General features: G+C 72.7%; 16 protein-coding genes. 11 read left to right on the top strand and 5 right to left on the bottom strand.

Annotated elements, in window-relative coordinates; all coding sequences use genetic code 11:
• Positions 1-41 precede the first annotated feature (41 nt).
• Positions 42-1,160, top strand: a complete 1,119-nt coding sequence (dapC, locus tag ACIBG6_RS15985) for a succinyldiaminopimelate transaminase (RefSeq protein WP_399223176.1) — start codon at positions 42-44, stop codon at positions 1,158-1,160.
• 93 nt (positions 1,161-1,253) lie between these two features.
• On the opposite strand, the gene ACIBG6_RS15980 is transcribed toward dapC, so the two are convergent.
• Complete coding sequence (locus ACIBG6_RS15980) at positions 1,254-1,703, bottom strand: ATP-binding protein (protein WP_399223175.1); 450 nt, start codon at positions 1,701-1,703, stop codon at positions 1,254-1,256.
• Positions 1,704-2,005: 302 nt separating this feature from the next.
• Positions 2,006-3,007 (bottom strand): hypothetical protein, encoded by a 1,002-nt coding sequence (locus ACIBG6_RS15975; protein ID WP_399223173.1) that lies wholly within the window; start codon positions 3,005-3,007, stop codon positions 2,006-2,008.
• Positions 3,008-3,036: 29 nt separating this feature from the next.
• Here ACIBG6_RS15975 and dapE point away from each other — a divergent pair, with 29 nt between their 5' ends.
• Positions 3,037-4,131, top strand: a complete 1,095-nt coding sequence (gene dapE, locus ACIBG6_RS15970) for a succinyl-diaminopimelate desuccinylase (RefSeq protein ID WP_399223172.1) — start codon at positions 3,037-3,039, stop codon at positions 4,129-4,131.
• An 84-nt stretch (positions 4,132-4,215) separates the two neighbouring features.
• The gene (locus ACIBG6_RS15965) at positions 4,216-4,965 is read left to right on the top strand and encodes a TIGR00730 family Rossman fold protein (protein WP_399223171.1); all 750 of its coding nucleotides are present in this window, start codon (positions 4,216-4,218) and stop codon (positions 4,963-4,965) included.
• A 44-nt stretch (positions 4,966-5,009) separates the two neighbouring features.
• Here ACIBG6_RS15965 and folP read toward each other — a convergent pair whose 3' ends face one another.
• On the bottom strand, positions 5,010-5,870 hold the full coding sequence (gene folP, locus ACIBG6_RS15960) for a dihydropteroate synthase (RefSeq protein WP_399223170.1): 861 nt from the start codon (positions 5,868-5,870) through the stop codon (positions 5,010-5,012).
• A gap of 102 nt (positions 5,871-5,972) precedes the next feature.
• Between folP and ACIBG6_RS15955 the strand changes: the two genes are divergently transcribed.
• Together ACIBG6_RS15955 and ACIBG6_RS15950 are read left to right on the top strand one after the other, a co-directional pair.
• Positions 5,973-6,296 (top strand): hypothetical protein, encoded by a 324-nt coding sequence (locus tag ACIBG6_RS15955; protein ID WP_317598843.1) that lies wholly within the window; start codon positions 5,973-5,975, stop codon positions 6,294-6,296.
• On the top strand, positions 6,293-6,880 hold the full coding sequence (locus ACIBG6_RS15950) for a DNA-3-methyladenine glycosylase I (RefSeq protein ID WP_399223168.1): 588 nt from the start codon (positions 6,293-6,295) through the stop codon (positions 6,878-6,880). Before ACIBG6_RS15955 ends, ACIBG6_RS15950 begins: the two co-directional genes overlap by 4 nt.
• Before the next feature lie 17 nt (positions 6,881-6,897).
• Here ACIBG6_RS15950 and ACIBG6_RS15945 read toward each other — a convergent pair whose 3' ends face one another.
• The gene (locus tag ACIBG6_RS15945) at positions 6,898-7,701 is read right to left on the bottom strand and encodes an enoyl-CoA hydratase/isomerase family protein (RefSeq protein WP_399223167.1); all 804 of its coding nucleotides are present in this window, start codon (positions 7,699-7,701) and stop codon (positions 6,898-6,900) included.
• A 312-nt stretch (positions 7,702-8,013) separates the two neighbouring features.
• Here ACIBG6_RS15945 and ACIBG6_RS15940 point away from each other — a divergent pair, with 312 nt between their 5' ends.
• On the top strand, positions 8,014-8,181 hold the full coding sequence (locus ACIBG6_RS15940) for a DUF3117 domain-containing protein (RefSeq protein WP_017239934.1): 168 nt from the start codon (positions 8,014-8,016) through the stop codon (positions 8,179-8,181).
• A 169-nt stretch (positions 8,182-8,350) separates the two neighbouring features.
• Here ACIBG6_RS15940 and ACIBG6_RS15935 read toward each other — a convergent pair whose 3' ends face one another.
• Positions 8,351-9,016 (bottom strand): O-methyltransferase, encoded by a 666-nt coding sequence (locus ACIBG6_RS15935; protein WP_024759307.1) that lies wholly within the window; start codon positions 9,014-9,016, stop codon positions 8,351-8,353.
• Between the two features lie 142 nt (positions 9,017-9,158).
• Between ACIBG6_RS15935 and sigE the strand changes: the two genes are divergently transcribed.
• The 5 genes from sigE to ACIBG6_RS15910 all read left to right on the top strand — a co-directional run bounded on the left by sigE (position 9,159) and on the right by ACIBG6_RS15910 (position 13,912).
• Complete coding sequence (gene sigE / locus ACIBG6_RS15930) at positions 9,159-9,917, top strand: RNA polymerase sigma factor SigE (protein WP_125745465.1); 759 nt, start codon at positions 9,159-9,161, stop codon at positions 9,915-9,917.
• Positions 9,914-10,849, top strand: a complete 936-nt coding sequence (locus tag ACIBG6_RS15925) for an anti-sigma factor family protein (protein WP_399223165.1) — start codon at positions 9,914-9,916, stop codon at positions 10,847-10,849. Before sigE ends, ACIBG6_RS15925 begins: the two co-directional genes overlap by 4 nt.
• A gap of 75 nt (positions 10,850-10,924) precedes the next feature.
• Positions 10,925-12,664, top strand: a complete 1,740-nt coding sequence (locus tag ACIBG6_RS15920) for a trypsin-like peptidase domain-containing protein (RefSeq protein ID WP_399223164.1) — start codon at positions 10,925-10,927, stop codon at positions 12,662-12,664.
• A gap of 91 nt (positions 12,665-12,755) precedes the next feature.
• Positions 12,756-13,211 (top strand): sec-independent translocase, encoded by a 456-nt coding sequence (locus ACIBG6_RS15915; RefSeq protein ID WP_329621313.1) that lies wholly within the window; start codon positions 12,756-12,758, stop codon positions 13,209-13,211.
• Between the two features lie 74 nt (positions 13,212-13,285).
• A complete protein-coding gene (locus tag ACIBG6_RS15910; protein ID WP_399223163.1) occupies positions 13,286-13,912 on the top strand; it encodes a hypothetical protein in 627 nt (208 codons plus the stop codon).
• Positions 13,913-13,965: the final 53 nt, after the last annotated feature.

The following is a 13,965-nucleotide window of genomic DNA, read 5'->3' as shown; positions in this document are numbered from 1 at the left end:
CCGAGGCGTTTCCCGTACGTACAGGAAGTGAGAGCCAACCCGTGAGCGCAGTCTCTTCGCGCCTGCCCGTCTTCCCCTGGGACAAGCTGGAGCCGTACAAGAAGACGGCCCTGGCGCACCCGGACGGAATCGTGGACCTCTCGGTCGGCACGCCCGTCGACCCGGTCCCCGCGCTGATCCAGGACGCCCTGGTCGCGGCGGCGGACTCGCCGGGCTATCCCACGGTGTGGGGGACGAAAGAGCTGCGGGACGCGCTCACCGGCTGGTGCGGACGCCGTCTCGGCGCCGTGGACTTCGCCCACGAGAACGTCCTGCCGGTGGTCGGCTCGAAGGAGCTCGTCGCCTGGCTGCCGACGCAGCTGGGTCTCGGTGCCGGCGACCGGGTCGCGTACCCGCGTCTCGCCTACCCGACGTACGAGGTCGGCGCGCGGCTCTGCGGTGCCACCCCTGTCGTCTACGACACGGAGACATTTGCGGGTGACCCCGCGGGGACGGAGCTCGACCCGGCCGGTCTGAAGCTGCTCTGGCTCAACTCCCCGTCCAACCCGACCGGCAAGGTCCTGGGCAAGGACGAGCTGACCCGGATCGTGGCCTGGGCGCGCGAGCACGGCGTCCTCGTCTTCTCCGACGAGTGCTACCTGGAGCTGGGCTGGGAGGCCGACCCGGTCTCCGTCCTGCACCCGGACGTCTGCGGCGGTTCGTACGAGGGGATCGTCGCCGTCCACTCGCTGTCCAAGCGCTCCAACCTGGCCGGCTACCGCGCCGCGTTCCTCGCGGGCGACGCGGCCGTCCTCGGTGAGCTGCTGCTGATCCGCAAGCACGGCGGCATGATGACCGCGGCGCCCGTGCAGGCGGCGACGGTCGCCGCGCTCGGCGACGACGCGCACGTGGCCGAGCAGCGGGAGCGGTACGCGGCCCGCCGGGCGGCGCTGCGGGCGGCCCTGGAGGCGCACGGCTTCCGGATCGAGCACAGCGAGGCGAGCCTGTACCTGTGGGCGACCCGGGACGAGCCGTGCTGGGAGACCGTGGCGTACCTGGCCGACAAGGGCATCCTGGTGGCGCCCGGCGACTTCTACGGCGAGGCCGGGGAGCGGTTCGTGCGGGTGGCGTTCACGGCGACGGACGAGCGCGTCGACGCGGCGGTCAAGCGGCTCGGCTAGCCCGACACACGGGGGAGGGCCCGGGGAGCAGCTGATGCTCCCCGGGCCCTCCCGTGCTTCCGTGCCGGGTTCTGTGCCGGTTTCCGTGCCGGATCAGCCGATCGGCAGGCCGCCCAGGGACGGGGCGGCCGGCAGGCCGCCGCCCAGGGCGCCGGCGGCCGGGCCGTTCGCGCTGTCGCCGGCGGCGCCGGCCGTCTTGCCGACGACCTCGCCGGTGCTGCCGGCGGCCTCGCCGGCCACCTTCTGCGCGGCCGGGGTGGCGGTCTTGCCCGCCGCGCCGGCGGTCTTGCCGACGGCGGGGACGGCCGTGCCGACGGCCTGGCCGCCGGTGGCGCCGACGACGCCGGTGGCGGCCTGCGCGCCGCTGTCGACAGCGGTGCCCGCACCGGCGGCGTCCAGGGCGGTGACGCCACCGAGGGCGTTGGCGGGCGCGAGGCTGTGGTCCAGGGCGCTCGCGGAACCGGCCGCACCGACCACGGGGGCTGCTCCGGCCGCGATGAGGAGGGCGGCGCGGGCGATCCGACGGGTCAGGGGGAGGGACATGGTGCTCCTTCGACGGGTGCGACGAGTGGTGTTCGGACGCAGTGACAACCGGCCCCGGGGTGGGAGAGGTTGCGGCGGTCGAAGGTAAAGGATTGGTAATGCGTCGTATTGTCGGGTGGGGAGGAAAACGGACGAACGTGTCATTGCGTGATCGCCTGGCGAACCGTCACTTCCCTTGCCACGTAAGGGAATTGGCGCAGCGGACCGCGACCCGGAAATGACCGCGCGAAGTGCGGGAGAATTTCCCGGGATTCCGTCCGGGCGCATGCCACGGGCGGGTGAACGACCGTACGTGCGACCGGCTACTGCGCGAGCCGGATACGGACCGATCCCGTGTCGGACACGGCGCCGGAGCCGGCACCGGACGCCGCACCGGCGGAGGCCGATGAGGACTTCTCCCAGCCGCCGGACGCGTCGCTCGCGCGCCACACCCGGCCCCCGTACGCGACCTCCGTGACGCGCAGCTCGTCCGCCCGCGCCACCGCCCACTGCGCCAGTTCCCAGCCGCGCCGCTCGTCCGACCCGGCCCCCGGGGCCGTGCCCGCGTCCGCCGCCGCCCGGACCGGCACCACGAGCACCGGCGGCTCCGAAGCCGACGACCGGCCCGCGCTCGACCCGCCCGTGACCGCCTTCGGCGCCGCCTTCTCGCCGAAGGCCCGCACCAGCTCCGTACGCACCCGCTCCGGATCGCCCGGCGTGCCCTTCACGTCACTCGCCGTACAGATCAGCGCGGCCGGCGCCCGGCCGGTCAGCGCCGCCGAGAGCAGGGTGGCGTCCGGCTCGTGCTTCGCGTACGCCTGCGGGAAACCGCTCTTCTGCACCTTCTGCGCCGCCACCGTCAGCGGCAGCCGCGAGTACCCCGGGACCTTCTCCAGGCCCTCGTAGAACTTCCCCGCCGAGTACACCGGGTCCATGATCTGCGCCGGCGTCCCCCAGCCCATCGAGGGCCGCTGCTGGAACAGGCCGAGCGAGTCCCGGTCACCGTGCTCGATGTTCCGCAGCGCCGACTCCTGGAGCGCCGTCGCGAGCGCGATCGTCACCGCACGCTCCGGCAGCCCCCGCGAGGTGCCGACCGCCGAGATCGTCGCCGCGTTCGACGCCTGGTCCGGCGTGAACTCGTACCGGTTCTCGCCGGTGCCGACACTGCACCGCGGCGTGCCTCTGCTCCCTGTCACCTGGTGGAAGGCCACGTACGAGGCCAGGCCGAGGAGCGCGGCGAGGGCGGCCGCGGAGCGGGCGAGACGGCCGCGGCGGGCGGGGCGGCCGCGACGGACGGTGCGGGTGGGCTCGGACACGGGGCCCACCGTACTGGAGGCCGGGTTAGGGTCGGCACATGGCTGACATCACTCCGTACGAGACCCGGCTGGACCTCTCCAAGGACGGGGCCGCCCTCACCGCCGCCCTCGTCGACTTCCCGTCCGTGAGCGGGACGGAGCAGCCGCTCGCGGACGCCATCGAGCAGGCCCTGCGGACCCTGCCGCACCTCACCGTCGACCGCTACGGCAACAACGTCGTGGCCCGTACGCGCCTCGGCCGCACCGAGCGGGTCGTCCTCGCCGGCCACATCGACACCGTGCCGATCGCCGACAACGTCCCCTCGCGGCTCGACGAGGACGGCATCCTGTGGGGCTGCGGCACGACGGACATGAAGTCGGGCGTCGCCGTCCAGCTCCGGATCGCCGCCACCGTGCCCGAGCCCAACCGCGACCTCACCTTCGTCTTCTACGACAACGAAGAGGTGGCCGCCGACCTCAACGGCCTCGGCAAGGTCGCCGCCGCCCACCCCGACTGGCTGGAGGGCGATTTCGCGGTCCTCCTGGAGCCCTCCGACGCACAGGTCGAGGGCGGCTGCCAGGGCACCCTGCGCGTCATCCTGCACACCGCGGGCGAGCGGGCCCACTCCGCGCGCTCCTGGATGGGCTCCAACGCCATCCACACCGCCGCCCCGATCCTCGCCCGCCTCGCCGCCTACGAGCCGCGCAAGCCGGTCATCGACGGCCTCGAGTACCACGAGGGCCTCAACGCGGTCGCGATCGCGGGCGGCGTCGCCACCAACGTCATCCCCGACGCCTGCACCGTCACGGTCAACTACCGGTACGCCCCCGACCGCTCCCCGGCCGAGGCCCTGGCGCACGTCCGCGAGGTCTTCGCCGACTGCGACATCGCCGAGTTCGTCATCGACGACGAGAGCCCCGGTGCCCTGCCCGGCCTCTCCCACCCGGCCGCCGAGGCCTTCATGAAGGCCGTCGGCGGCAGCGCGCAGCCGAAGTTCGGCTGGACCGACGTCTCCCGCTTCAGCGCCCTCGGCGTGCCGGCCGTCAACTACGGTCCCGGCGATGCCATCTACGCGCACAAGCGCGACGAGCACGTCGCCGTCGACAAGATCCACCACTGCGAGGCACGCCTCCGCGACTGGCTGACTGCCTGACTTCCGTAATTTCGCGTTTCGTCACCTCTGTCGTCCTACGCTGACCGGACCAGAAGATCAGTGGATCGGCGGAGGGAGCAGGCCATGGGCATTCCCGAGGGAATGGCGAAGCCCGAGGAGCAGCGTCTGGGGCCGGTGCTGAGGCGCAGGGACCAGGTCCAGCCGGGCACCACGGACCAGCGGCTGCTCGACACCGAGGGCGACTCGGAGTGGGTGCACACGGACCCCTGGAGGGTCATGCGCATCCAGTCCGAGTTCGTCGAGGGCTTCGGAGCCCTCGCCGAACTGCCGAGCGCGATCAGCGTCTTCGGCTCGGCCCGCACGAAGCCGGACTCGCCCGAGTACGAGGCGGGCGTACGGATCGGCCGGGCGCTCGTCGAGGCCGGTTTCGCGGTCATCACGGGCGGCGGCCCGGGCGCCATGGAGGCGGCCAACAAGGGGGCCAGGGAGGCCAAGGGCATCTCCGTGGGCCTCGGGATCGAGCTCCCCTTCGAGCAGGGGCTGAACCAGCACGTCGACATCGGCGTGAACTTCCGCTACTTCTTCGTCCGCAAGACGATGTTCGTGAAGTACGCGCAGGGCTTCGTCGTCCTGCCCGGCGGCCTCGGCACCCTCGACGAGCTGTTCGAGGCGCTGACCCTGGTCCAGACCCGCAAGGTCACCCGCTTCCCGATCGTCCTCTTCGGCACGGAGTACTGGAAGGGCCTCGTCGACTGGCTGCGCGACTCGGTCGTCGCGGGCGGCAAGGCGTCGGAGCGCGACCTGCTCCTCTTCCACGTCACGGACGACGTGGAGGAGGCGGTGGCGCTGGTGACGAAGGAGACGGGCAAGTAGGACGGTCCTCGGGGGGCGCCGGTCCGGCGCCCCCTTTCGTCCACCTACGCCAGCCCGCGCCTGGCCACCGCCGGCGGCCGGTGCCCGGCGATGGACGCGACCATGTCGAGCACCTGGCGGGTCTCGGCGACCTCGTGGACCCGGTAGACCTGCGCGCCCAGCCAGGCCGACACGGCGGTCGTCGCCAAGGTCCCGAGGACCCGCTCCTTCACCGGCCGGTCGAGCGTCTCGCCGACGAAGTCCTTGTTGGACAGGGACACCAGCACCGGCCACCCCGTCGCCGCCATCTCGCCGAGCCGCCGCGTCGCCTCCAGGCTGTGCCGGGTGTTCTTCCCGAAGTCGTGCCCCGGGTCGATCATGATCCCGTCGCGCCGCACCCCAAGGGCCACCGCGCGCTCCGCGAGCCCCACGGTCACCCGCAGGATGTCGGCCATCACGTCCGCGTACTCGACCCGGTGCGGCCGCGTCCGCGGCTCCGCGCCGCCCGCGTGCGTACAGACCAGCCCCGCGCCGTACTTGGCGGCCACCTCCGCGAGCCCGGGGTCGACCCCGCCCCACGCGTCGTTCAGGACGTCCGCCCCGGCCTCGCAGACCGCCGCGCCGACGTCCGCCCGCCAGGTGTCCACGCTGATCACCACGTCGGGGTGGCGCCTGCGGACCTCGGCGACGAAACCGACCGTCCGGCGGGCCTCCTCCTCGGCCGTGACCTCCTCGCCGGGGCCCGCCTTCACCCCGCCGATGTCGATGATCGCCGCGCCCTCGGCCACGGCCTGCTCGACGCGGTCGAGCGCCGGCTCGTCCCGGAAGGTGGCGCCCTGGTCGTAGAAAGAATCCGGGGTCCGGTTCACGATCGCCATGATCACCGGCTCGTGCGGCCCGAATTCACGCCGTCCCAAGCGCAGCATCCCTTTTGTCCTCCCTCGCGTCCGTTCGCTGCGACCCTAACCGTCAGTGGCGCATGGCACGATCGGCACGGGACGAATTCCACTCCGGGAAGAGGCGCGCAGGTGTTCTGGTTTCTGCTCATCACGATGGTCGTGGTCGTGGCCGCGGTGACTCTGGCGGTGGTCGGCGGAGGCGACAGCGAGGTGCTGCCGGAGGTGGCGCCCGAGCAGCTCGTCGACCCCCTCCCGGCCGCCCGCCCGGTCGACCGCGCCGACGTCGAGGCGCTCCGCCTTCCCGTCGCGGTCCGCGGCTACCGGATGGCGGACGTGGACGACGTCCTGGTCCGCCTCGGCGCCGAGCTCGCCGAGCGGGACTCCCGGATCGCCGAGCTGGAGGAGGCGCTCGCGGGCGCGTCCGCCGGTGACGGAGAGGACGACCGCTCATGACGGTGGGCGGGCCGGTCCCCGGCCCCGACGGGCGGCTGCGCTGCCCCTGGGGCCTGTCGACCGAGGACTACGTGGCCTACCACGACGAGGAGTGGGGCCGCCCGGTCCACGGCGACGACGAGCTCTTCGAACGGCTCTGCCTGGAGGCCTTCCAGTCGGGCCTGTCCTGGATCACGATCCTGCGCCGCCGTGAGGGCTTCCGGCGCGCCTTCGACGGCTTCCGCATCGCCTCCGTCGCCGGCTTCGGCGAGACCGACCGGGAGCGGCTCCTCGCCGACGAGGGCATCATCCGCAACCGCGCCAAGGTCGACGCGACCCTCGCCAACGCCCAACTCCTCGCCACCTGGTCCCCGGGCGAACTCGACGCCCTGATCTGGTCCTACGCCCCCGATCCGGCCAGCCGCCCCGCCCCGCGCTCGGTCTCCGACGTCCCGGCGGTCACGGACGAGTCCACGGCCCTCGCCAAGGCCCTCAAGAAGCGCGGCATCCGCTTCGTCGGCCCCACCACCGCCTACGCCCTGATGCAGGCGTGCGGCCTGGTCGACGACCACGTGGAGGGCTGCGTGGCCCGGGGCGGGAAGTAGCCCCGGGCCTGCGCTGACTAGCGGCCCAGGTACGTCGGCTTCTCCTTGGCGATGAAGGCGCGGACCGCGATCGTGTGGTCCTCCGAGGCGCCCGCGAGGGACTGCAGTTCGTCCTCCTTCTCCAGGGCCTCGGCGAGCGAGTGGTCCGCGCCGTACGCCAGGGACTCCTTCAGCGCCGCGTACGCGACCGTCGGGCCCTCCGCCAGCTCGCGGGCCACCTTCGCGGCCTCGGCGGCGAGGTCGGCGGCCGGGACCAGGCGGTTCGCGATGCCGAGCTCGTACGCCTCCTGGGCGGTGATCGAGCGGGGGAAGAGCAGCAGGTCCGACGCCCGGCTCGCGCCGATCAGCCGGGGCAGCGTCCAGGACATGCCCGAGTCCGAGGTGAGCGCGACGCCCGCGAAGGACGTGTTGAACGCTGCCGTGTCCGCGACGACCCGGTAGTCCGCCGCCAGCGCGAAGCCGAAGCCCGCCCCCGCCGCGACGCCGTTCACGGCCGCCACGACCGGCTTCCGCATGCCGGTGAGGGCCCTGACGATCGGGTTGTAGTGGTCGCGGACCGTGTTCATGGTCTCGCGCGTGCCGGACTCCTGGTCCGCCTTGAGCAGGCCCACGTGCTCCTTGAGGTCCTGGCCGACGCAGAACGCCCGGTCGCCGGCCGCCGTGAGCAGGACGGCCCGTACGGCGGTGTCCGCCGCGGCCGTTTCCGCGGCGTCCCGGAGCGCGACCTTCGCCGCCACGTTCATCGCGTTCATGGCCTCGGGCCGGTTGAGCGTGATGGTGGCGAGCCCGTCGCTCACCTCGTACAGCACCGTGTCGGCCATGGGGTTCCCTTCGCTTCTTTGCGCGGTTGACCTGCCCAGCATGGCGGAGATCACCCGCACCGCACATGTGAGCTGCGTCAAAGAAATTCCGCTGTCGGCAGGATCCAGGGTGGCGCAGTATCGCAGCCCGATCGCCGAATTGTGTGGTTTTGAGAGAGCGCGTTGCGGAAGCGATGCAGATCGATGTTGGTCATCGGGTCCTGCGATGCGGGATAATGACCTGGAAGCAATGTGTTCGAAGCCGGTGAAGCGTGCTCCGCATCGAAGAGCTGCCCGGCTGACGATGAGCTGGTTTCAGGAAGGGGAACAAGCATGGCGGCCATGAAGCCGCGGACGGGTGACGGCCCGCTCGAGGTGACCAAGGAGGGGCGGGGCATCGTCATGCGCGTTCCGCTCGAAGGCGGCGGTCGGCTTGTCGTCGAGCTGACCCCGGGTGAGGCCGAGGCGCTGGGCGACGCCCTGAAGAAGGTCGTCGGCTGACCTGATCCTCCACGATTCCTCGCCACTGCCCCGGGACGGTTTCCACCGTGCCGGGGCAGTGGTGTGTCCGGGCGGCCTCGGGCGGAGTCCAGGGCGCCGGGGAGGGGCAGGGAAGGGCGGGGAAGGGTCGGGCGAGGGGCTGCGGGGGTCCCCCGGGGTCGCGGAGGAGTCAGCCTCGGCGTACGGCGCAGAGCAGGCCGTCGCCCACCGGCAGCAGCGAGGGCAGCAGCTCCTGGCTCTCCCGCACCGTGCGCAGCAGCTCGCGGACCCGCAGGACCTCGGCCGGCTGGGCCGCCGAGTCGACCGTCCGGCCGTCCGCGAAGACTCCCTCGAAGCAGACGAGACCGCCAGGTCGGAGCAGGCGCAACGATTCAGCGAGGTAGTCCAGGTACTCCAGACGGTCGCCGTCGCAGAAGACGAGGTCGTATCCGCCGTCCGCGAGACGCGGCAGGACGTCGAGGGCGCGGCCCGGGATGAACCGGGCGCGATTGCCGGCGAAGCCCGCCGCGCGGAACGCCGTCTTCGCGAACTGCTGGCGCTCCGGCTGGAGGTCCACCGTCGTCAGGACCCCGTCGGGCCGCATCCCGAGCAGCAGGTAGATGCCCGACACGCCCGTGCCGGTACCGATCTCCGCCACCGCCTTGGCATCCGCCGTCGCCGCGAGCAGGCGCAGCGCGCCACCGGTGCCGGGCGACACCGAGGGCAGCCCTGCCTCCCGGGCCCGGTCCCGGGCCCAGCGCAGAGCTTCGTCCTCGGCGACAAAGGCGTCGGCGAACGACCAGCTCGTCTGCCGGTTGGCGGTAATGGCCCTCTCCTGTCCCCGTAGTTGACGCAACGGTGACTGTATCCGCTGTCAGCGGGAACCCGCAGATGGGACCGCACGTTCACTGGAGGCAGGACGCGACCGGCGGCAGCCGGGCGAGCCGGTTCCAAATTCGCGTAAAGATTCTTATCCGGAGCTAACGGGCGAGGTGGCTATGGTAGGGGCTCCACTGGACACCACCAGAGCCGACAGGGGAGGTGCGGCTGCGCCTGTGGATCGGGGAGGAGTGCTTCGGCGTCTTCTCAGGTCGGCGGGTGAGCCGAAATCCGTGACCGACACCGCTGACCGAATCCGCACCACCGACTCCGCTCCCACCACCGCGACCTTCGCATCGGATGCGGAATCGCAGGCGTGGACTCCGCCCACCTGGGAGGAGATCGTCAGCACGCACAGTGGCCGGGTCTACCGCCTCGCCTACCGCCTCACGGGCAATCAGCACGACGCCGAGGACCTCACCCAGGAGGTCTTCGTCCGCGTCTTCCGCTCGCTGTCGACGTACACGCCGGGCACCTTCGAGGGCTGGCTCCACCGCATCACCACCAATCTCTTCCTCGACATGGTCCGCCGCAAGCAGCGCATCCGTTTCGACGCGCTCGCCGACGACGCCGCCGAGCGGCTGCCCAGCCGTGAGCCGTCGCCGCAGCAGGTGTTCAACGACACCCACTTCGACGCCGACGTGCAGCAGGCCCTCGACACCCTCGCGCCCGAGTTCCGCGCCGCGGTCGTCCTCTGCGACATCGAAGGACTGTCGTACGAGGAGATCGCCGCGACCCTCGGCGTGAAGCTCGGCACCGTCCGCAGCCGGATCCACCGCGGGCGCTCCCACCTGCGCAAGGCGCTCAAGCACCGCTCGCCCGAGGCCCGGGCGGAGCGTGCCCTCGCCTCCGTCGGATGGGAGGCAGGGACAGCGTGAGCGGCACACGTCCCTCGTCGCCGACCCCTGCGGAACACCACCTCGGGGACCGGCTCGCGGCGCTCGTCGACGGCGAGCTCGGCCACGACGCCCGGGAGCGGGTGCTCGCGCACCTCGCGACCTGCGCGCGCTGCAAGGCCGAGGCCGACGCCCAGCGCACGGTGAAGAGCGTCTTCGCCTCCGCGGCGCCCCCGCCTCCCTCGGAGGGCTTCCTCGCCCGGCTCCAGGGGCTCCCCGGGGGACCAGGTGAGCCTTCGGGTGGCTCCGGCGGGCCCGGAGTGCCCCGAGGGCCCCTCGAGGAACTGCTCGGCGCGGCGGCGCTGAAGTCCGACGGCTTCGCCACCGCGGCGGTCGTCACCCCGCGCTCCCCGCACCACGGCACCGGCTTCCGGATCCACGAGGTCGGCGACCGCGCCTCCGGCACGTCCGGGCGCGGCCGGCGCTTCGCCTTCGCGGCGGCCAGCGCGGTCTCCTTCGCGGCCATCGCCCTCGGCGGCACGCTGCCGGTGGAGACCTCGGTGAGCGCGAGCGGACGCGGCGGGCAGGGCACGGGCAGCGCGGTCACCCCGCTGCGTGCCACGGCCACGGGCGGCGCCCCGGGCACCGGCGGCGTACGCGGTACGCGCTCCGGAGAGCGTTCGGGCGCCCAGTCCGTCGCCGAAGAGCCGCTCACCCCGCTCGCGGCCCGGACCGGCGACCCCGCCGGCAGGGCTCCCGCGGGCACCGTTCCCTCGGGCGCGGTTCCGCCGGACGCGGTGCGCTCCGGCACGGCTCCGCTGGTGGCCGTGCGCCTCCAGAGCCAGGCCATGCAGTCGTTCTTCGCGCTCTCGCCGTTCATACGACCGACGGGTCCGGCGCTCGATCTGGCCCTCGCCCCCGGTCCCAGCCCGGCGGCGAGCCCGACGAAGGCACCGCTCGGCTCCCACCGCTGACCCGCGACCTGGTTGAATCCAGGGACAGGGGCGCCCGAGCCGGGGCGCGGACGGGTCAGCGGTTGCGGGGAGAGCATGGACGACGGGAAGCCGAACTGGTGGAGCCGGCCTTCGACGGCACCGGAGGCGGCGCGGATACCCTCGCCGCCTCCGACCGACGGCGGTGACGACGGTGACGGTGATTTCCCCCTGCCCGCGCCCCAGACTCCGGCCGAGACCGAATCCGAGACCGAGACCGAGGCGCTGACCGAAGTCTCCGTCGGCGTCGCGGCCGAGGCCTACACCACGGAGCTGCCCGCCGCGCCCCGGCCGGAGCCGGAGGTCGCGTCCGAGCCCGTGCCCGCGCCCGCCGTCCTGCTGACGAAGGACGGGCCGGCCGACGCGCCCGTCGCCGAGGCCCCCGTGGCCGACGCGACCCAGGCCCCGGCGGCGGCCGCGCAGCCCGCCCCCCAGCCCCTGCACGCGCCCGACGAGTACCGGACGCCGCCGTACGGCGAGCCCGGCCCGTGGGCGCCCGCACCGCCCGTGCAGCACCCGACGCCCCCCGTACCGCCCCAGAGCCCCGTACCACCGCAGGCACAGGCCCCCGTGCCCCCCGTACCGCCGCAGCAGGGCGGGACCGCCCCGTGGATGCAGTACGACCCCTGGGGCGGGTCCCTCGGCGGCGTCGGGGTTGCACCCGCGCCCGCGAAGAAGAAGTCCCGGAAGGGCCTCGCGCTCGCCGGGGCGCTCGTCTTCGCCCTCGTCACCGGCGTCATCGGCGGCGGCATCGGCGCCTACGTCGAGCGGAACGGCGGGCTCGGCACCGTCGAGCTGCCCCAGGCCGACGGCGGGGACACCGACCGCGCCCCCGAGAGCGTGGCCGGCATCGCCGCCGGCGCGCTGCCCGGCGTCGTCACCCTGCACGTCAGCGGCGGCGGTTCCTCCGGCACCGGCACCGGCTTCGTCCTGGACACCAAGGGCCACATCCTCACCAACAATCACGTGGTCGACGCGGCCGAGTCCTCCGGGGACATCACCGTGACCTTCTCCAGCGGCGAGACCGCCCGCGCCAAGATCGTCGGCAAGGACACCGGCTACGACCTCGCCGTCGTCCAGGTCACCGGCGTCTCCGGCCTCAAGGCGCTGCCCCTCGGCAACTCCGACAATGTCCGCGTCGGCGACCCCGTCGTCGCCATCGGCGCGCCCTTCGACCTCTCCAACACCGTGACCTCCGGGATCATCAGCGCCAAGGAGCGCCCGATCACCGCCGGCGGCGAGAAGGGCGACGGCACCGACATCAGCTACGTCGACGCCCTCCAGACCGACGCCCCGATCAACCCCGGCAACTCCGGCGGCCCGCTGCTCGACTCCAAGGGCCGGGTCATCGGCATCAACAGCGCGATCCGCGCCGCCGGCGGTTCCGGTGACGGCGACGGCGGCAGCGCCGGCCAGCCCGGCTCCATCGGTCTCGGCTTCGCCATACCGATCAACCAGGGCAAGCGGGTCGCCGAGGAGCTCATCAACACGGGCAAGGCCACCCACCCCGTCATCGGTGTGAGCCTCGACATGCAGTTCAACGGCGACGGCGCCCGTGTCGGCGAGAAGGGCAAGGACGGCGCCGCCTCCGTCACCCCGGGCGGCCCGGCCGCCGCGGCGGGGCTCCGGCCCGGCGACGTCATCACCAAGGTCGACGGCCAGCGGGTGCACAACGGCGAGGAGTTGATCGTGAAGATCCGCGCCCACCGCCCCGGCGACGAGCTGCGGCTCACCCTCACCCGTGACGGCAAAGAGCTGACCAAGACGTTGACACTCGGTTCGTCGCAGGGCACGTGAGCGCCATGTGGCGGACGCCGGGAGGTACCCGTCGGACAGTTTCGGCGGGTACCGTGGACCGGGCCCTGGACCGGCGTGAAGGAGCTACTAAGTGTTCAGCGACATAGGCGCACTCGAGCTGGTGGCCCTCGTGGTCCTCGCCGTGCTCGTCTTCGGGCCTGACAAGCTCCCGAAGGTCATCCAGGACGTCTCGCGCTTCGTGAAGAAGGTCCGTGACTTCTCCGACAGCGCGAAGGAGGACATCCGCAGCGAGCTGGGACCGGAGTTCAAGGACTTCGAGTTCGAGGACCTCAACCCCAAGACGTTCCTCCGCAAGCAGCTGGAGGGGAACGAGGACCTCCAGGAGCTCAAGGAGCTGCGCGGCTCGTTCGACCTCAAGAAGGAGATGAACGACGTCGCCGACGCGGTCCACAACCGCGAGCCGCAGCCGTCCGCAGTCAACGGCGCTCCGGTCAACGGGGCCGCGGCCGGAACCCCGGACCTCCTGAAGAAGCAGGACAAGCCGGACACCGGAGAGCGTCCGCCGTACGACTCCGACGCGACCTGACGACGGGCTGTCACCGACCCGACGCGTCCTGGTGGCTATCCTCCCTCTGTTGACGGAACGAGGAGGCGGCCGAGTTGGAGACCACGAGTCGGGTGGAGGGCGTACCGACGGCCCGGCGTACCCCCGAGGGCTATCTGCGCGCACCCTTCGCCTGGTACGGCCTGGATGAGGCCTTCACCGGGCCGCGCTGGCTGATGCAGGTCGGCACGGCGGCGGACGGCAGTGTGCAGCACGGTTCGACGGGGCACGGTGACGAGCCGTCCATAAAGTCGGACGCGCGGGGCATGGAGAAGGAGCGTTTCGCCGTCGTGGTGACGGTCGCGGCGAGCCCGGTCCGGCGGACCGGGGACGGGACGGGCGTCCTCGACGCCACCACGGTCTCCTCCGCCGCCTGGCTGGCCGGATCGGGGCTCCTGGTCCACACCTGGCCCGCCTCGCTCGACCACGGGCTGCGCGACAACTGGCTGGACCAGCAGACGGAGACGGCCTTCGAGCTCGCCGACGACCTCGACGGGCCCGCCTGGTCGACGCTGTCGCTCCCCGTGGACGGGGTGCCGGTGCCCTTCCACTACCGCGAGTCGGAGTTCGGCTGGGTGCTGGCCGGGTCGGCGGCGGGGGTGCACCTGGGGGCGTACGGGCGGGGGATGAGCGCGTACGGGCTCGGGTTCTCGCAGATCAAGGACCTCGAGGCGTACGCGTAGACGCGGGTACGTGAAAGGGCGCCCCCTCACCAGGGGGCGCCCTTCTCGCGTAC

It is taken from the genome of Streptomyces sp. NPDC050842 (genome assembly GCF_044456565.1).
Taxonomy (GTDB): domain Bacteria; phylum Actinomycetota; class Actinomycetes; order Streptomycetales; family Streptomycetaceae; genus Streptomyces.
This window is presented reverse-complemented; position numbering and strand designations above follow the sequence as displayed.